This window comes from Streptomyces sp. NPDC046900, from assembly GCF_040644975.1.
In the GTDB taxonomy this organism is placed as follows: Bacteria; Actinomycetota; Actinomycetes; order Streptomycetales; family Streptomycetaceae; genus Streptomyces.
On record NZ_JBEYXD010000004.1, the window covers coordinates 126,315 to 141,993 of the forward strand.

The 15,679-nt window shown below is 71.7% G+C and carries 11 protein-coding genes; 7 read left to right on the top strand and 4 right to left on the bottom strand.

All coding sequences use genetic code 11. The annotated features are described in order from the left end of the window. Window positions 1-127 precede the first annotated feature (127 nt). The 4 genes from ABZ904_RS06095 to ABZ904_RS06110 all read right to left on the bottom strand — a co-directional run bounded on the left by ABZ904_RS06095 (window position 128) and on the right by ABZ904_RS06110 (window position 5,824). A complete protein-coding gene (locus ABZ904_RS06095; protein ID WP_360989195.1) occupies window positions 128-2,632 on the bottom strand; it encodes a DUF3488 and transglutaminase-like domain-containing protein in 2,505 nt (834 codons plus the stop codon). After that, complete coding sequence (locus ABZ904_RS06100) at window positions 2,629-3,987, bottom strand: DUF58 domain-containing protein (protein ID WP_360989198.1); 1,359 nt, start codon at window positions 3,985-3,987, stop codon at window positions 2,629-2,631. The genes ABZ904_RS06095 and ABZ904_RS06100 overlap by 4 nt, the downstream gene beginning before the upstream one ends. After that, window positions 3,987-5,009, bottom strand: a complete 1,023-nt coding sequence (locus tag ABZ904_RS06105) for a MoxR family ATPase (protein WP_359389150.1) — start codon at window positions 5,007-5,009, stop codon at window positions 3,987-3,989. Before ABZ904_RS06105 ends, ABZ904_RS06100 begins: the two co-directional genes overlap by 1 nt. Window positions 5,010-5,281: 272 nt before the next feature. Next, window positions 5,282-5,824, bottom strand: coding sequence for a carbonic anhydrase (locus tag ABZ904_RS06110; protein WP_359389153.1), 543 nt, complete (start codon window positions 5,822-5,824; stop codon window positions 5,282-5,284). Window positions 5,825-6,262: 438 nt separating this feature from the next. Between ABZ904_RS06110 and rsmH the strand changes: the two genes are divergently transcribed. The 7 genes from rsmH to murD all read left to right on the top strand — a co-directional run bounded on the left by rsmH (window position 6,263) and on the right by murD (window position 15,608). Further along, the gene (gene rsmH, locus ABZ904_RS06115) at window positions 6,263-7,219 is read left to right on the top strand and encodes a 16S rRNA (cytosine(1402)-N(4))-methyltransferase RsmH (protein WP_359389155.1); all 957 of its coding nucleotides are present in this window, start codon (window positions 6,263-6,265) and stop codon (window positions 7,217-7,219) included. A gap of 189 nt (window positions 7,220-7,408) precedes the next feature. Continuing rightward, window positions 7,409-7,969: a septum formation initiator family protein gene (locus tag ABZ904_RS06120; RefSeq protein ID WP_360989203.1), complete on the top strand. Its 561-nt coding sequence runs from the start codon at window positions 7,409-7,411 to the stop codon at window positions 7,967-7,969. Between the two features lie 5 nt (window positions 7,970-7,974). Beyond that, complete coding sequence (locus ABZ904_RS06125) at window positions 7,975-9,972, top strand: penicillin-binding transpeptidase domain-containing protein (RefSeq protein WP_361821436.1); 1,998 nt, start codon at window positions 7,975-7,977, stop codon at window positions 9,970-9,972. Between the two features lie 216 nt (window positions 9,973-10,188). Continuing rightward, entirely contained in the window at window positions 10,189-11,709 is a 1,521-nt protein-coding gene (locus ABZ904_RS06130) for a UDP-N-acetylmuramoyl-L-alanyl-D-glutamate--2,6-diaminopimelate ligase (protein WP_359389162.1), read from the top strand. Window positions 11,710-11,713: 4 nt separating this feature from the next. Beyond that, window positions 11,714-13,129: a UDP-N-acetylmuramoyl-tripeptide--D-alanyl-D-alanine ligase gene (gene murF / locus ABZ904_RS06135; protein ID WP_359389164.1), complete on the top strand. Its 1,416-nt coding sequence runs from the start codon at window positions 11,714-11,716 to the stop codon at window positions 13,127-13,129. Further along, window positions 13,126-14,199, top strand: coding sequence for a phospho-N-acetylmuramoyl-pentapeptide-transferase (mraY, locus tag ABZ904_RS06140; RefSeq protein WP_359389167.1), 1,074 nt, complete (start codon window positions 13,126-13,128; stop codon window positions 14,197-14,199). Before murF ends, mraY begins: the two co-directional genes overlap by 4 nt. After that, a complete protein-coding gene (gene murD, locus ABZ904_RS06145; RefSeq protein ID WP_359389170.1) occupies window positions 14,181-15,608 on the top strand; it encodes a UDP-N-acetylmuramoyl-L-alanine--D-glutamate ligase in 1,428 nt (475 codons plus the stop codon). The genes mraY and murD overlap by 19 nt, the downstream gene beginning before the upstream one ends. Window positions 15,609-15,679: the final 71 nt, after the last annotated feature.

Genomic DNA, 15,679 nt, shown 5'->3' on the forward strand with positions numbered 1-15,679 from the left:
CCGCTCTGTCCGGCGCGGAGCGGGCCGGTTCCGGGCGGTGCACACGACCCTGCCCGCCCGGTCTCCGGCACGCAGCCACCCGCGTCCCAACCACCGCGCACGGCCCCGCGCGGGCGGGGCCGTGGCGTCAGCTGCTCTGCTGTCCCGAGGGGCGGCGCAGCAGGGTCGACCAGCGTGCCGTCCAGCGGTCCTTGAGGTCCGCCCAGCGGTCGCTCATGGCCCACACGGCACGCATGGCCGAGCGCGGAGCCACGACGGCTCGTACTCGGGTCCGCCAGCTCGCCGTGGACCGCAGTGCCGTCCGCAGCTTGCGCGCATCGTCGACCAGACCGGCCTGCGGGCGCGGCTCGGGTGCGAAGAGCACCTGCTCGACGGCGCCCGCGACCCGGTGCACGGCCTCGGCCGCCGGTGTCTCCAGCCGGCCCAGCCGCACGATGCGCTCGGCGGCCCGGCGCGGGGTCAGCGCGTCGTCCGGCGGAATGCCGTAGTCCCACGCCGTGTCCGTGAGCTCGCGCCACACGGCCAGGGTGTGTCCCAGGGCCAGTTCGGTCATCCGCTCCGGAGGAGTTGTCCGGCCCGGCAGGGTCGTCACGGAGACGTCGTCCGTGTACTGATCGGCCGCTCCGCGATTCCCCGGGCGCAGGCGGGCCGACCGGGCGAACGACGCGTGCCGGGCGGAGGACAGGCGTACCGACCTGGCCCGCAGCCGGTACAGCATCGGCGTCAGCGGTACCGCGACCACGGCCAGTCCCAGCAGCGTCCAGGCGAGGATCTGGTACCACGGAGGCCCGCCATCCCCGGAGACCACCGCGGCGCCGGCGGACTGGCTCGGGCACGCGTCCAGCTTGCGCGCCACCCGCGAACAGCTCTCACTCACCGACGGGGCGCTGGAGGACGCCGTGGACGACGACAGCGACGGATGCGGCGCGATCGGGTTCTGACCGGTCGGTGCGGTCGACTGCGTGTACGCCGGTGTCGTGCCCCGGTTCGGGGTCGGCTCGAAACGGGTCCAGCCCACGCCCTCGAAGTACAGCTCCGGCCATGCGTGCGCGTCCCGCAGGCCCACCGCCATGGAGCCGTCGGCCTCCGGCGAGCCCGGGGTGAAGCCCACCGCGACTCTCGCGGGTATCCCCAGCGTCCGTGCCATCGCGGCCATCGCGAAGGAGAAGTGCACGCAGAAACCCTGCTTGTCCCTCAGGAACCGGGCGATCGCGCCCGGCCCCGTACCGACCTGCACCTGCGTGTTGTAGGTGAAGCCGCCGTCGAGCGAGAAGTAGTCCTGGAGCTTGACCGCCTCCTCGTAGTGGTTCGACGCTCCCGCCGTCACCTTGCGGGCCGTCTGGGCCACCACCAAGGGCAGGGAACCCGGCACCTTCGTGAACTCGCGTTTCAGCGCCGCCGACGGCTCTGGTGCCGTGGCCAGCTGCTCCGCGGTCGGCTGCACGATCAGACTCTTCACGGTGTACTGCAGGCCGCGCGTGTTCTGCCCGTGGTCGCCGACGAGCGTCCGGCCCACCGGCTCGTACCGCCAGCTGCCCTTGATCCTCACGCCTGTCGCCGGGTACGGCATGGGCAGCCAGTCCTGCGCGTACCAGTCCGCCGCCGAGATCTGGGTCTCGATCTCGGTCCGCCGGACACCGCCCGCGAGGCCGGACGGTGTGGGGAACGTGTCCGGCACGCCCGTGATGTGGCGCTGGGCGGGCTTCCAGGTCGTGCCGTCGAAGTCGTCCAGGGCGACGATCCGCAGATACATGTCCTGGGTGTCGTCCGTGTTGGTGCGGTACGCCAGGACCTGGCGGTCCTGGTCCACGTTCAGGCTGTCGCGCAGCGACACCAGGGGGTTGACCGCGGAGATGGTGCTGCCGTCGCCGATGCCCGCGCCGACGCCGGCCCCGGCGCCGTGCAGCAGCCCGCCGGAGAGCGAGGGCAGAGCGAGCGGCACCACCAGGGCGGTGCCCAGCGCGACCACGCCGATGCGCCGTCCGGTGCGCACCGGGGCGACGGCGCCGCCGGTGTCCGCGCCCGCGCTGCGGGAGGCACCGCTGAAGACCCGGCCCCACTGGGAGAGCCGCTCGCGGCCCTCGGCCAGCAGCAGCGTCAGATAGCCGACCGCGGCGAAGAGGAACCACAGCCAGTCGGTGCCGCCACCCGAGAGGCCCGCGGCCACCGCGTACAGCGCGAGCAGCGGCAGTCCGGCCGGAGCCGCCGCACGGAACGTCACCGCCAGGGCGTCCACGAGGAGCCCGATCACCAGCACGCCGCCGACCAACATCAGCCGGATCCCTGAGGTCAGCGGCGCCGGGATCGCGTAGCGCCCGACGTCCTCCCCGCCCGACTGCAGCAACTCGCCGAAGTGGCGGAAGGCCTCGGGGCCGGGGATGAACCCGGCGATGGCCTGCTCATGGGCGAAGGCCGGCGTCAGCAGCAGCAGACCGGCGACCGCCTGGCAGACGATGGTGAGTGGACGCGCCAGCGGCACCCGGCGGGCCAGCGCCCCCACGCCGCTCAGCACAGCCACCATGAACGCCGCCTGGAGGATCCAGGTGGCCGGTGACACCAGCGGCAGCAGGGCGCAGGACGCCAGCAGCGTCGCCGCCGCGGCGCACAGCGTCATCCGGGCCCTTCCGCTCATGAACGTCCCTCCATGGCGCTCAGGGAGCCCACACCCGTGCGCTGCCGGTCCGCCTCGCGCCACAGCTCCGCCAGCGAGACGCCCCTCGGCACCGTCAGCGCGGTCCAGCCCGCCTCGCGCAGCATCCGCAGCCGCTCCTCACTCCGGTCCAACGAGCCCTGAGCGTCGGCTGTTTCGCGTCCCCAGGCATCCCTGTCCAGCAGGAAGGCGAGGGCTCCGCCGCTGCGTTTGCTCATCTTGGCGGCCACCGTGGCCTGTTCCTCGTCGAGGTCCCCGAAGAAGGCAACCAGCAGGCCCTCGTTGCCGCCGCGGAGCACCTCGTAGGCGCGCGACAGGCCGGCCCCGTCGGAGTGGTCGATCACGGCGAGCGTGTCCATCATCAGCCCGGCCGCGTCCGCGGACTCCTGGCTCGCGCCCGCGAAGCCGTCCGCGCCCTCACCCGGCACCGAACTGCCCGTATCGGTCAAGAGCCGGACGGAGAAGCCCCGTTCGAGCATGTGGACCAGCGCGGACGCCGCGCCCGCCACCGCCCACTCGAAGGACGAGTCCGGCCCCGAACCGCGGTAGGCGATGGCCCGTGTGTCCAGCAGTACCGTGCACCGGGCCCGCTGCGGCTGCTCCTCGCGGCGCACCATCAGCTCGCCGTAGCGCGCGGTGGAGCGCCAGTGCACCCGGCGCAGGTCGTCGCCGTGCCGGTAACCCCGGGGGATCACGTCGTCCTCGCCCGCCAGCGCCAGCGAGCGCTGCCGCCCGTCGCCGTACCCCCTCGCCTCACCCGTCAGCCGTACCGGCGGCAGCGGCTCCACGCGCGGGATGACCGTGAGGGTGTCGTAGGTCGAGAAGGAGCGGGTCAGCTCGCACATCCCGAACGGATCGGTCAGGCGCAGCTGCAGCGGACCCAGCGGATAGCGGCCCCGCAGGTCCGAGCGCACGCGGTACGACACCTCGCGCCGGCCGCCCGCCTCCACCCGGTCCAGGACGAAGCGGGGGCGCGGTCCGAGCACGTAGGGCACCCGGTCCTGGAGCATGAGCAGACCGGTGGGCAGCCGCGAGACGTTGTCCATCCGCAGATGGACCCGGGCCTCCGACCCCGCGGGCACCCGCGAGGGGGAGAGCCGGCGGCTGCCCGCGACGCGGTAGCGCGTGCGGTGGAGCACCGTCGCGCACAACAGGGGCAGCACCGCGAGCAGGAGCCCGACCCGGAGCAGATCGCTCTGGCCGAGGACATAGGCGCAGATCGCGGCCGCGATTCCGGCGGCCAGGAAGGAGCGCCCCCGCGTGGTCAGCCCGGCGAGCGTCGTGCGCAGCCCGCCCTTGTCCTCCGCGCCGGTGCGGGCCGTCCCCGCGGGTGCCATCACAGCCTCCGGGGCGGCTGCTCGCCGTAGCCGCGGCCCAGCGTGAGGCCCTGCTGGGGTGCCGCGGGTACCGGGGTGCGCTGCAGGATCTCCTCGACGACCTGCTCCGCGGTCCGGCGGTTGAGCTGGGCCTGTGCGGTGGGCAGCAGCCGGTGCGCCAGGACGGCGATGGCGAGGGCCTGCACGTCGTCGGGCAGCGCGTACTCCCGGCCGCTGAGGGCTGCGGACGCCTTCGCCGCGCGCAGCAGATGCAGGGTGGCGCGCGGGGAGGCGCCGAGTCTGAGGTCGGGGTGCGTACGCGTGGCCGCGACCAGGTCCACGGCATAGCGCCGGACCGCCTCCGCCACGTGGACGCCCCGGACGGCCTCCACCAGCTTCACGATCTCGTGTGCGTGCGCCACCGGCTGGAGGTCGTCCAGCGGGTTCACCCCGCCGTGGATGTCGAGCATCTGCAGCTCGGCGTCCGCGCTGGGGTAGCCGATGGAGACGCGGGCCATGAAGCGGTCGCGCTGGGCCTCGGGCAGCGGATAGGTGCCCTCCATCTCCACCGGGTTCTGGGTGGCGACCACCATGAACGGGTTCGGCAGTGCGTACGTCTCGCCGTCGATGGTGACCTGGCGCTCCTCCATCGACTCCAGCAGCGCGGACTGCGTCTTCGGCGAGGCGCGGTTGATCTCGTCGCCGATCACGATCTGGGCGAAGATGGCGCCCGGCTTGAACTCGAAGTCCCGGCGCTGCTGGTCCCAGATGGAGACACCCGTGATGTCCGAGGGCAGCAGGTCGGGAGTGAACTGGATACGCCGTACCGAGCAGTCGATGGATCGCGCCAGCGCCTTGGCGAGCATCGTCTTGCCGACGCCGGGGACATCCTCGATCAGAAGATGACCCTCGGCGAGCAGCACGGTCAGCGATAGCCGTACGACCTCCGGCTTGCCCTCGATCACTCCTTCCACCGAGCTGCGGACGCGCTCCACAGTGGCAGTCAGATCAGTAAGGCTCGCTCGATCGTCATAGGTCGTCACCCGGCCCTCCTCGGCCCGTTATTGCTCCGGGCCGACGCTCTGCGATGCGGACCGGCCCACCCCGAAACACGGACAGCACGCGGGGATAGTTCCGCGTGACGCCACAACCGCATTCTTGTTGCCGTTACCGGTTCGTGTCACTCGCCTGTGGATAACTGACTGCGATATGTCGGCCTTACGGCCTTTTTGGCGCACCGCAGCCATGATTTTTTTCCCGAATGGATGTTCGCAGATGACAGAGGCGGGGACCGGGTGGGTCCCCGCCCGTCGGGTCATGCGGGGTCGATCTCGCGCAGCAGTCCGGTCTTCACGTCGAACACGAAGCCGCGTACGTCGTCCGTGTGCAGCAGGAACGGCGACGTGCGCACCCGCTGCATCGACTGCCGTATGTCCTGGTCGACGTCGCGGAAGGCCTCGACCGCCCAGGCGGGCCGCTGGCCGACCTCCATCTCCAGGTCGTGCCGGAACTCCTCGGTCAGGGACTCGAGGCCGCAGCCGGTGTGGTGGATGAGGACGATGCTGCGGGTGCCGAGCGCCCGCTGGCTGATGGTGAGGGAACGGATGACGTCGTCGGTGACGACGCCGCCCGCGTTGCGGATGGTGTGGCAGTCGCCCAGTTCGAGGCCGAGCGCGGCGTGCAGGTCCAGCCGGGCGTCCATGCACGCCACCACCGCCACGCGCAGCACGGGGCGGGCGTCCATCCCGGGATCGGTGAACGCGGCGGCGTACCGCTCATTGGCATCGACGAGGCGATCGGTGACGGTGCCTACTATGGCGCCTTCGGGACCGGCGGGAACGGATGCGGAAGTCGTCATACCCACGACGTTACTGGTCACAGATGATCCCGGCCTGCTGTGAGAGCGCACAAAGAACGTCTTCGATGCTTGTTGTGAGGCAACCCACACAGAAGGCGAAACCTCCGCCGGACGTGTGAATCCCTTCGAACCGTGCCACCGTGAGGCCCGGAAGCACGACGCGCAGGGCGGTTGATTGACCGCAAGACAGGGTGGACTAAAGTGACGCGAACGGGAGACGAAATGATCTCCCTGCGGACTGTTCACCCCGGAGACACCGGCAGCGCGCCGGTTTCTCCCCGCGTGCGCGGCGCGTACGTACGGCTCGGCCTCCTCCCGTCCCGGTCGGCTGACGCTTCCGGCGCCGGCAGCCATCCCATTCGCCGGGTCCCCGGCGGCGGCCGGGTGAGGGCGGGGACCGGCCGCGCGGACCCGGCCGCGCCGGACTGAGAGGCCTCGTTGAGCAAGAGTCGACACGTGCCCGTCATGCTCCGGCAGTGTCTGGACATGCTGGCCCCGGCCCTGGCCGAGCCGGGGGCCGTCGTCGTCGACTGCACCCTCGGGCTCGGCGGCCACAGCGAGGCGCTGCTGACGCGCTTCCCCGAGGCCCGGCTCGTGGCGCTCGACCGTGACAAGGAGGCGCTGCGCCTGTCCGGTGAGCGGCTCGCTCCGTTCGGGGAGCGCGCCACCCTGGTGCACGCCGTCTACGACGAACTCCCCGTCGTGCTCCACCGGCTGGGCATCCCCAGGGTCCAGGGAGTGCTGTTCGACCTCGGCGTCTCCTCCATGCAACTCGACGAGGCGGAGCGCGGTTTCGCCTACGCCCAGGACGCCCCGCTCGACATGCGCATGGACCAGACGACGGGCATGAGCGCCGCCGAGGTCCTCAACACCTATCCGGCGGGCGAACTCGTGCGGATCCTGCGCACCTACGGCGAGGAGAAGCAGGCCAAGCGGATCGTGTCCGCGATCGTGCGCGAGCGCGAGAAGGAGCCCTTCAGCAACAGCGCACGCCTCGTGGAGCTGATCCGGGACGCGCTGCCGCAGGCCGCCAAGCGGACCGGCGGCAACCCGGCCAAGCGCACGTTCCAGGCGCTGCGTATCGAGGTCAACGGCGAACTCGCCGTCCTGGAGAGGGCGATCCCCGCGGCCGTGAAGGCGCTCGCCGTGGGGGGCCGGATCGCTGTCCTGTCCTACCACTCCCTCGAAGACCGCCTGGTCAAGCAGGTGTTCGCGGCCGGAGCCGCCACGACCGCCCCGCCCGGGCTGCCGGTCGTCCCCGAGCGCTACCAGCCCCGGCTCAAGCTCCTCACCCGCGGTGCCGAACTGCCCACCGAGGAGGAGGTCGCCGTGAACCGCCGGGCGGCCCCGGCACGTCTGCGTGGCGCCGAGCGCATCCGTGAGGACGCCGAGTGAGCCGGACGGGAGGGGTGGGGGAGTGACCAGGAGACCCGGCGTACCCGCGGGCGTGCGGACGGCCGCCGGGCGCCCGCCCGGGCCCCGGACGCCCGGGAAGCGGTACTGCGCCGCCACCGGGCCACCTCTAGGGCGCCGGTTGCCGATGACGAGGGGACGTGCGGACGTGAACGCGCGGCGGGAGGGTGTGTGAGCGGGAAACCCGTACTCAAGGGGCGGGCCGCGCGGCTCGCCCGGCTGATCCCCGTCGGCGGTGGCTCCGGAGCCGCCCGCACCCCCTTCGTCCTGCTCGTCGTCGCGTTGCTCGGCGGCGGACTCATCGGGCTCCTGGTGCTGAACTCCGCGCTCAGCGAGGGGTCGTTCCAGCTCGACGACCTGCAGCGGCAGACCAAGAACCTCACCGACGAGGAGCAGGCTCTCCAGCGCGACGTGGACGCCTACTCGGCCCCCGACGCCCTTCAGCGCCGCGCCCGTGAACTCGGCATGGTCCCCGGTGGCGACCCCGCCTTCCTCAATCCCGGCGGAGGCGTCAAGGGCGTGCCCTCGGCCGCCCCCCAGCAGCCCGCTGCGGGCCCCGCCGCCCTGCGCCCGCCCGAGGTGCTCGGCCCCAACCCCAGCACGGCGGCGCCGTCACCGAGCGGGCGCCCGGCGGCCCGCCCCTCGGCCGCGTCCGGCTCACCGACCGCACCCACCTCCCCGACGGCGTCCTCCACCCTGTCCGCACACCCCTCCACGACCCCCGGCAGGTGACGGAAGTGTCCGACAGGGAACCGCCTCGGCGCCGCGTGCCCGGCCCCGCACGCCCCGACCCCCGGCGCCGCCAGAGCCCGGGCGCCCGCCAGAGCCGGGGCGCCCGGCAGAGCCCAGGCGCCCGGCAGAGTCCCGGCGCACGCCCCGCGCGGCGCCCGGTCCAGGCCCGCGGCGCCGCGCGGGGTGCCATCCGGCTCGGCAGCCCCCGCCCCCGGCTGCGGATGGTCGGACTCGCCCTGACCCTGGTGCTGATCACCTTTGTCGTTCGGCTGCTCCAGGTGCAGGCCGTGGACGCGAGCGCGTACGCGGCCAAGGCGGACCAGAACCGGTATGTCGGCCGCACCCTGGCCGCCGTCCGCGGCGAGATCGTCGACCGCAACGGCGTCGAGCTCGCGACGAGCGAGGACGCGTACGACATCACGGCCGACCCGACCCTGTTCACCTCGGACTCGACCGGTGTCCCCGACGCCCCCGAGCAGGCCGCCGCGCTGCTCGCCCCGATCATCGGCCAGGACACCGACGCGGTCACCAAGAAGCTCAGGACCCCCCACACCCGCTATGTCCTGCTGGCCCACCGGCAGACCCCTCAGGTGTGGAACCAGATCAAGGACCTGAAGAACACGCTCGCGACCAAGGCCAGGACCGACAAGGGCACGGTCAACGTCCTCGCGGGCGTCCTCGCCGAGCCCACCACCAAGCGCGTCTACCCCAACGGCGACCTCGGCGCCGGGATACTGGGCTGGGTCAACGCCGAGGGCAAGGGCGGCGGCGGTGTCGAGCAGCAGCTGAACGAGGAGCTGGCCGGCAAGGACGGCAAGATCCGCTACGCCCAGTCGGGCGGGCGGCTGGTGCCCACCGCGGGCTCCGCCGAGACACCCGCCGTGGCCGGCTCCGAAGTCGAGCTGACCATCGACCGCGACATCCAGTGGGCCGCCCAGAATGCCATCACCGAGCAGGTGAAGCAGTCCAAGGCCGACCGGGGATACGTGGTGGTGCAGGACACCAGGACCGGCCAGATCCTGGCCATGGCGAACTCGCCCGGCTTCGACCCCAACGACCTGTCCAGGGCCAGTGCCTCGTCGCTCGGCAACGCGGCCCTCCAGGACGCCTACGAGCCCGGTTCCACCGCCAAGGTCATGTCGATGGCCGCCGTGCTCCAGGAGAACGTCGCCACTCCGATGACCCACGTCGTCGTGCCCAACCGGCTGCACCGCGGCGACCGGCTCTTCCAGGACGACGTCGACCACGCGACCTGGGACCTGACGCTCAACGGTGTCCTCGCCAAGTCCAGCAACATCGGCACCATCCTCGCGACGGGCCAGCTGGGCAAGACGCAGCAGGACGCGAACCGGGTCCTCTACTCGTATCTGCGCAAGTTCGGCATCGGCAGCCCCACCGGCCTCGGGTTCCCCGGCGAGACGAACGGCATTCTCGCACCGCCGGACAAGTGGTCGACGTCGCAGCAGTACACGATTCCTTTCGGTCAGGGCGTGTCGATCAACGCGGTCCAGGCCGCATCCGTGTACTCGACCATCGCCAACGGCGGCGTGCGCGTCGAGCCCACCCTGGTGCGCGGCACGAAGGGCCCGGACGGCCGCTTCACACCGGCACCCAAGCCCGAGGAGAACAGGGTCGTCAGCGACCGGACGGCGAAGACCCTCGCCCAGATGCTGGAGTCCGTCGTGGACGATCAGGAGGGCACGGGCACCAAGGCCCGTATCCCCGGCTACCGGGTGGCGGGCAAGACGGGTACGGCCAACCGCGTGGATCCGGCCACCGGCAAGTACCGCGGCTACACCTCTTCCTTCGCCGGGTTCGCCCCCGCGGACAACCCCCGTGTCACTGTCTACTGCGCCATCCAGAACGCCACCAAGGGCAGCTACTACGGCGGCCAGATCTGCGGCCCCATCTTCAAGCAGGTCATGGAGTTCGCCCTGAAGACGCTCCAGGTCCCGCCCACCGGGGCACCCGCCGCGAACCTGCCCGTCACGTTCACGCCATGATCAGCACTACGGGAAAGACCGACCAGGAACCAGCTCGTGACAACGATCACCCCAGATCCGGGAAACCACGCCCCGCCCTCGTCCCCGCCCACCCGTGCCGCGCCACCGGACCACGCTTCGGCCGGGCTCCCTTTTAGCCCCGTCGGGGGTACTCCCGGTACGCTCACCGCCGTGCCACACGCCGATCAGTCCCCCACCACCCAGAAAGGCGCTTCCGTGACATATCCGGGACCGCCGCGACCGGTGCACGTCTCCGCCGCATCCCTCGCGGAGCTCGCCGATCAGCTGGGAGTCGCCGCCCCGGAGAGCGCCGCCGAGGTCACGGGCATCACCCATGACTCACGCGCCGTCCGCCCCGGCGACCTGTACGCCGCCCTGCCCGGTGCCCGGGCCCACGGCGCCGACTTCGTCACCCAGGCCGCCGGCCTCGGTGCGGTCGCCGTGCTGACCGACCCGGCCGGCGCCGAGCGCGCCGCCGCCACCGGACTCCCGGTCCTGGTGGCCGACGATCCACGGGGGCGGATGGGCGAACTGGCGGCCACCGTCTACGGCGATCCGGGACGGGACCTGCTCCAGATCGGCATCACGGGCACCTCCGGCAAGACCACGACCGCCTACCTCGTCGAGGGCGGTCTGCGGACCACCCGCAGCACCGGACTCATCGGCACCGTCGAGATGCGCATCGGCGACGAGCGCATCAAGTCCGAGCGCACCACCCCCGAAGCGACCGATCTGCAGGCCCTGTTCGCGGTCATGCGCGAGCGCGGTGTCGAGGCGGTCGCGATGGAGGTCTCCAGCCACGCGCTGGTTCTCGGCCGGGTCGACGGCTGCGTCTTCGACATCGCGGTCTTCACCAACCTCAGCCCGGAGCACATGGAGTTCCACTCCGACATGGAGGACTACTACCGGGCCAAGGCACAGTTGTTCACCCGCAGGCGCAGCCGCCTCGGCGTCGTCAACCACGACGACGAGTACGGCCGCAGGCTGGTGAAGGACGCCGACGTCCCGGTCGTCACGTACTCCGCCGAGGGGCACCCCGACGCGGACTGGCGCGCCGAGGACGTCAAGGTCGGCCCGCTGGACTCCACGTTCACCGTGATCGGTCCCAAGGACCGGCGCGTCGCCGCCAGGTCGCCGCTCCCCGGCCCCTTCAACGTGGCCAACGCCCTCGCCGCGATCGTCGCCCTCGCCGAGGCCGGCATCGACCCGCAGACCGCCGCCGACGGCGTCGCCGCGGTGCCGGGTGTCCCGGGCCGCCTGGAGCGCGTGGACGCCGGGCAGCCCTACCTCGCGGTCGTCGACTACGCGCACAAGACCGACGCCGTCGAATCGGTGCTGCGCGCCCTGCGCAAGGTCACCGAGGGCAAGCTGCACGTCGTGCTCGGCTGCGGCGGCGACCGGGACACCACGAAGCGCGCCCCGATGGGCGCCGCCGTGGCCCGGCTCGCCGACACCGCCGTGCTGACCTCCGACAACCCTCGCTCCGAGGACCCCCTGGCGATCCTCGCCACCATGCTCGAGGGCGCGGCGTCCGTACCCGCGCACGAGCGCGGCGAGGTGCAGGTCTTCGAGGACCGTGCCGCCGCCATCGCCGCCGCCGTCGCCCGTGCGCGGCCCGGGGACGCCGTGCTGGTCGCGGGCAAGGGCCACGAACAGGGCCAGGACATCGCCGGAGTGATCCGTCCCTTCGACGACCGCCAGGTGCTTCGCGCAGCTATCCAGAAGACCCAGGGATGAACTTGTGATCGCCCTCTCCCTCGCCGAGATCGCAACAGTCGTCGGCGGGCAGATGCATGACATACCGGACCCGTCCGCCCGGGTCACCGGGCCCGTCGTCCGGGACTCCCGCGAAGTGGAGCCCGGCTGCCTCTTCGTCGCCTTCGTCGGTGAGCGCGTGGACGGACACGACTTCGCGCCCGCGGTCGTGCAGGCGGGTGCCGCCGCCGTCCTGGCGTCCCGCCCCGTGGGTGTGCCCGCGATCGTCGTGGACGACGTACAGGCCGCCCTCGGCGCCCTCGCGCGGCACGTCGTACGACGGCTCGGGGTGACCCTCGTGGCCCTCACCGGCTCCGCGGGCAAGACCAGCACCAAGGACCTCATCGCCCAGGTGCTCCAGCGCAAGGCGCCGACGGTGTGGACGCCCGGCTCGTTCAACAACGAGATCGGGCTGCCGCTCACGGCTCTCAGCGCCACCGAGGAGACGCGGTTCCTCGTCCTGGAGATGGGCGCGCGCGGTATCGGCCACATCCGGTACCTCACCGGGCTGACCCCGCCGAGGATCGGCGTCGTGCTCAACGTCGGCACCGCCCACATCGGCGAGTTCGGCGGCCGGGAGCAGATCGCCCAGGCGAAGGGCGAACTCGTCGAAAGCCTGCCCTCCAAGGACGAGGGCGGCGTCGCGGTACTCAATGCTGATGATCCGCTCGTACGGGCCATGGCGACCCGTACGCCGGCGAAGGTGCTGCTTTTCGGAGAGTCCGACGAAGCGGACGTACGCGCCGAGAATGTGCGACTCACGGACAGTGGACAGCCTGCCTTCAGCCTTCACACACCCTCCGGGTGCAGCGATGTGACCATGCGCCTGTACGGTGAGCACCACGTGTCGAACGCGCTCGCCGCGGCCGCCGTCGCCCATGAGCTGGGCATGTCCGCGGAAGAGATCGCCACCGCGCTCTCCGAGGCGGGCACCCTCTCCCGCTGGCGGATGGAGGTCACCGAGCGCCCGGACGGCGTGACGGTCGTCAACGACGCCTACAACGCCAACCCCGAGTCCATGAGGGCCGCCCTGCGCGCGCTCGTGGCGATGGGCAAGGGGCGGCGCACATGGGCGGTGCTCGGCAAGATGGCCGAGCTCGGGGACGAGGCGCTCGCCGAGCACGACGCCGTCGGACGGCTCGCCGTCCGACTCAACGTCAGCAAGCTCGTCGCGGTCGGGGGCAGGGAAGCGTCCTGGCTGCAACTGGGCGCATATAACGAGGGTTCGTGGGGTGAGGAGTCGGTGCACGTGTCCGACGCACAGGCGGCGGTCGACCTGTTGCGCAGCGAGTTGCGCCCAGGAGACGTCGTGCTCGTGAAGGCGTCCCGGTCGGTCGGACTCGAGAGCGTGGCGCAGGCGCTGCTCGAGACCGGTGCCGAGGGTGAGGTTGCCGCCCGATGATGAAGCAGATCCTGTTCGCAGGAGTCATTGGTCTGTTCTTCACCCTGATCGGCACCCCGCTGCTGATCAAGCTGCTGGCCCGCAAGGGCTACGGCCAGTACATCCGTGACGACGGCCCGCGCGAGCACCACAGCAAGCGCGGTACGCCGACCATGGGCGGTATCGCCTTCATCCTGGCGACGATCGCCGCGTACTTCCTGTCCAAGGTCATCACCGGCAAGCCGCCGACCTTCTCCGGGGTGCTGGTGCTCGGCCTGATGGCCGGCATGGGCCTGGTCGGCTTCCTCGACGACTACATCAAGATCGTCAAGCGGCGCTCGCTCGGTCTGCGGGCCAAGGCGAAGATGGCCGGCCAGCTGATCGTCGGCATCACCTTCGCCGTGCTGGCCCTGCAGTTCGCCGACGCCCGGGGCAACACCCCGGCTTCCACGAAGCTCTCCTTCGTGCAGGACTTCGGCTGGACCATCGGCCCGGTGCTCTTCGTGGTCTGGGCGATCTTCATGATCCTCGCCATGTCGAACGGCGTGAACCTCACCGACGGTCTCGACGGCCTCGCCACCGGCGCCTCCGTGCTCGTCTTCGGCGCCTACACGTTCATCGGCGTCTGGCAGTTCCAGGAGTCCTGCGCCAACGCGCAGACCCTGACCAACCCGGCCGCCTGTTACGAGGTACGGGACCCGCTCGACCTGGCGGTCGTCTCCTCCGCGCTGATGGGCGCCTGCCTCGGCTTCCTGTGGTGGAACACCTCGCCCGCCAAGATCTTCATGGGCGACACCGGTTCGCTGGCCCTGGGCGGCGCGCTCGCCGGTCTCGCGATCTGCTCCCGCACAGAGCTGCTGCTCGCGCTGCTCGGCGGCCTCTTCGTCCTGATCACCATGTCGGTGGTCATCCAGGTCGGCTCGTTCCGCCTCACCGGCCGCCGGGTCTTCCGGATGGCTCCACTCCAGCACCACTTCGAGCTCAAGGGGTGGTCCGAGGTCCTTGTGGTGGTCCGTTTCTGGATCATTCAGGGCATCTGCGTCATCGTGGGTCTGGGCATCTTCTACGCGGGATGGGCAGCGGAAAAGTGACCGACTGGCAGGGCAAGCACGTCACCGTCGCCGGACTCGGCGTCTCCGGCGTCCCGGCGGCCAAGGTGCTGCACGGGCTCGGCGCGATCGTCACCGTCGTCAACGACGGCGACGACGAGCGGGCCCGGGCGCAGGCCGCGGAGCTGGAGGCGCTCGGCGTCACGGTCCGGCTCGGCGACGGAGCGACCCTGCCCGAAGGCACCGAGCTGATCGTCACCGCACCCGGCTGGAAGCCCGACAAGCCGCTCTTCGCGGCCGCGGCGAAGGCGGGCGTCCCGGTCTGGGGCGACGTCGAACTGGCCTGGCAGCTGCGCGGCCCGGCCGCCGCGCCCTGGCTCGCGGTGACAGGCACCAACGGCAAGACCACGACCGTGCAGATGCTGGCCTCGATCCTGAAGGCGGCGGGCCTGCGCACGGCCGCCGTCGGCAACATCGGGGTCTCGCTGCTGGACGTCGTCCTCGGCGAGGAGCAGTACGACGTCCTCGCGGTGGAGTTGTCGAGCTATCAGCTCCACTGGGCCCCGTCGCTGCGCGCCCACTCGGCCGCCGTGCTCAACCTCGCGCCAGACCACCTCGACTGGCACGGCTCCATGGAGGCGTACGCCGCCGACAAGGGCCGCATCTACGAGGGGAATCGGGTCGCCTGCGTCTACAACGTGGCCGACAAGGCGACCGAGGACCTGGTGCGCGAGGCGGACGTCGAGGAGGGCTGCCGGGCCGTCGGCTTCACGCTGGGCACGCCCGCCCCGTCCCAACTCGGCGTCGTGGACGGCATCCTGGTCGACCGCGCCTTCGTCGAGAACCGGCAGAAGAACGCGCAGGAGCTGGCCGAGGTCTCCGACGTCAACCCGCCGGCCCCGCACAACATCGCCAACGCCCTTGCCGCGGCGGCCCTCGCGCGCGCCTTCGGGGTGCCCGCGCAGGCCGTACGGGACGGCCTGCGGGCCTTCACCCCGGACGCCCACCGCATCGCGCATGTGGCGGAGGTGGACGGGGTCGCGTACGTCGACGACTCCAAGGCCACCAACACGCATGCGGCGCAGGCCTCGTTGGCCGCGTACGAGTCGATCGTCTGGATCGCGGGAGGGCTCGCCAAGGGCGCGACCTTCGACGAACTGGTCGCCGCGTCGGCGAAGCGGCTTCGCGGCGCGGTGCTCATCGGCGCGGATCGTGCGCTGATCCGCGAGGCCCTCGCGCGACACGCGCCGGAGGTACCCGTCGTCGACCTCGAACGGACCGACACTGGGGCGATGCGTGCGGCTGTGCGGGAGGCGCAACGGCTTGCACACGCCGGGGACACGGTGCTGCTGGCCCCCGCGTGCGCCTCCATGGACATGTTCGCGAACTACAACAAGCGCGGGGACGCGTTCGCGGAAGCGGTGCGCGAGCTCGGCTCAGCGGGCGCCTGACGGCGGGTCTCCGCCACGGCGGGTGCGCTTCGGGGACCCTTGGAGGGACGCGTGACTCGGATGTGGTCGGG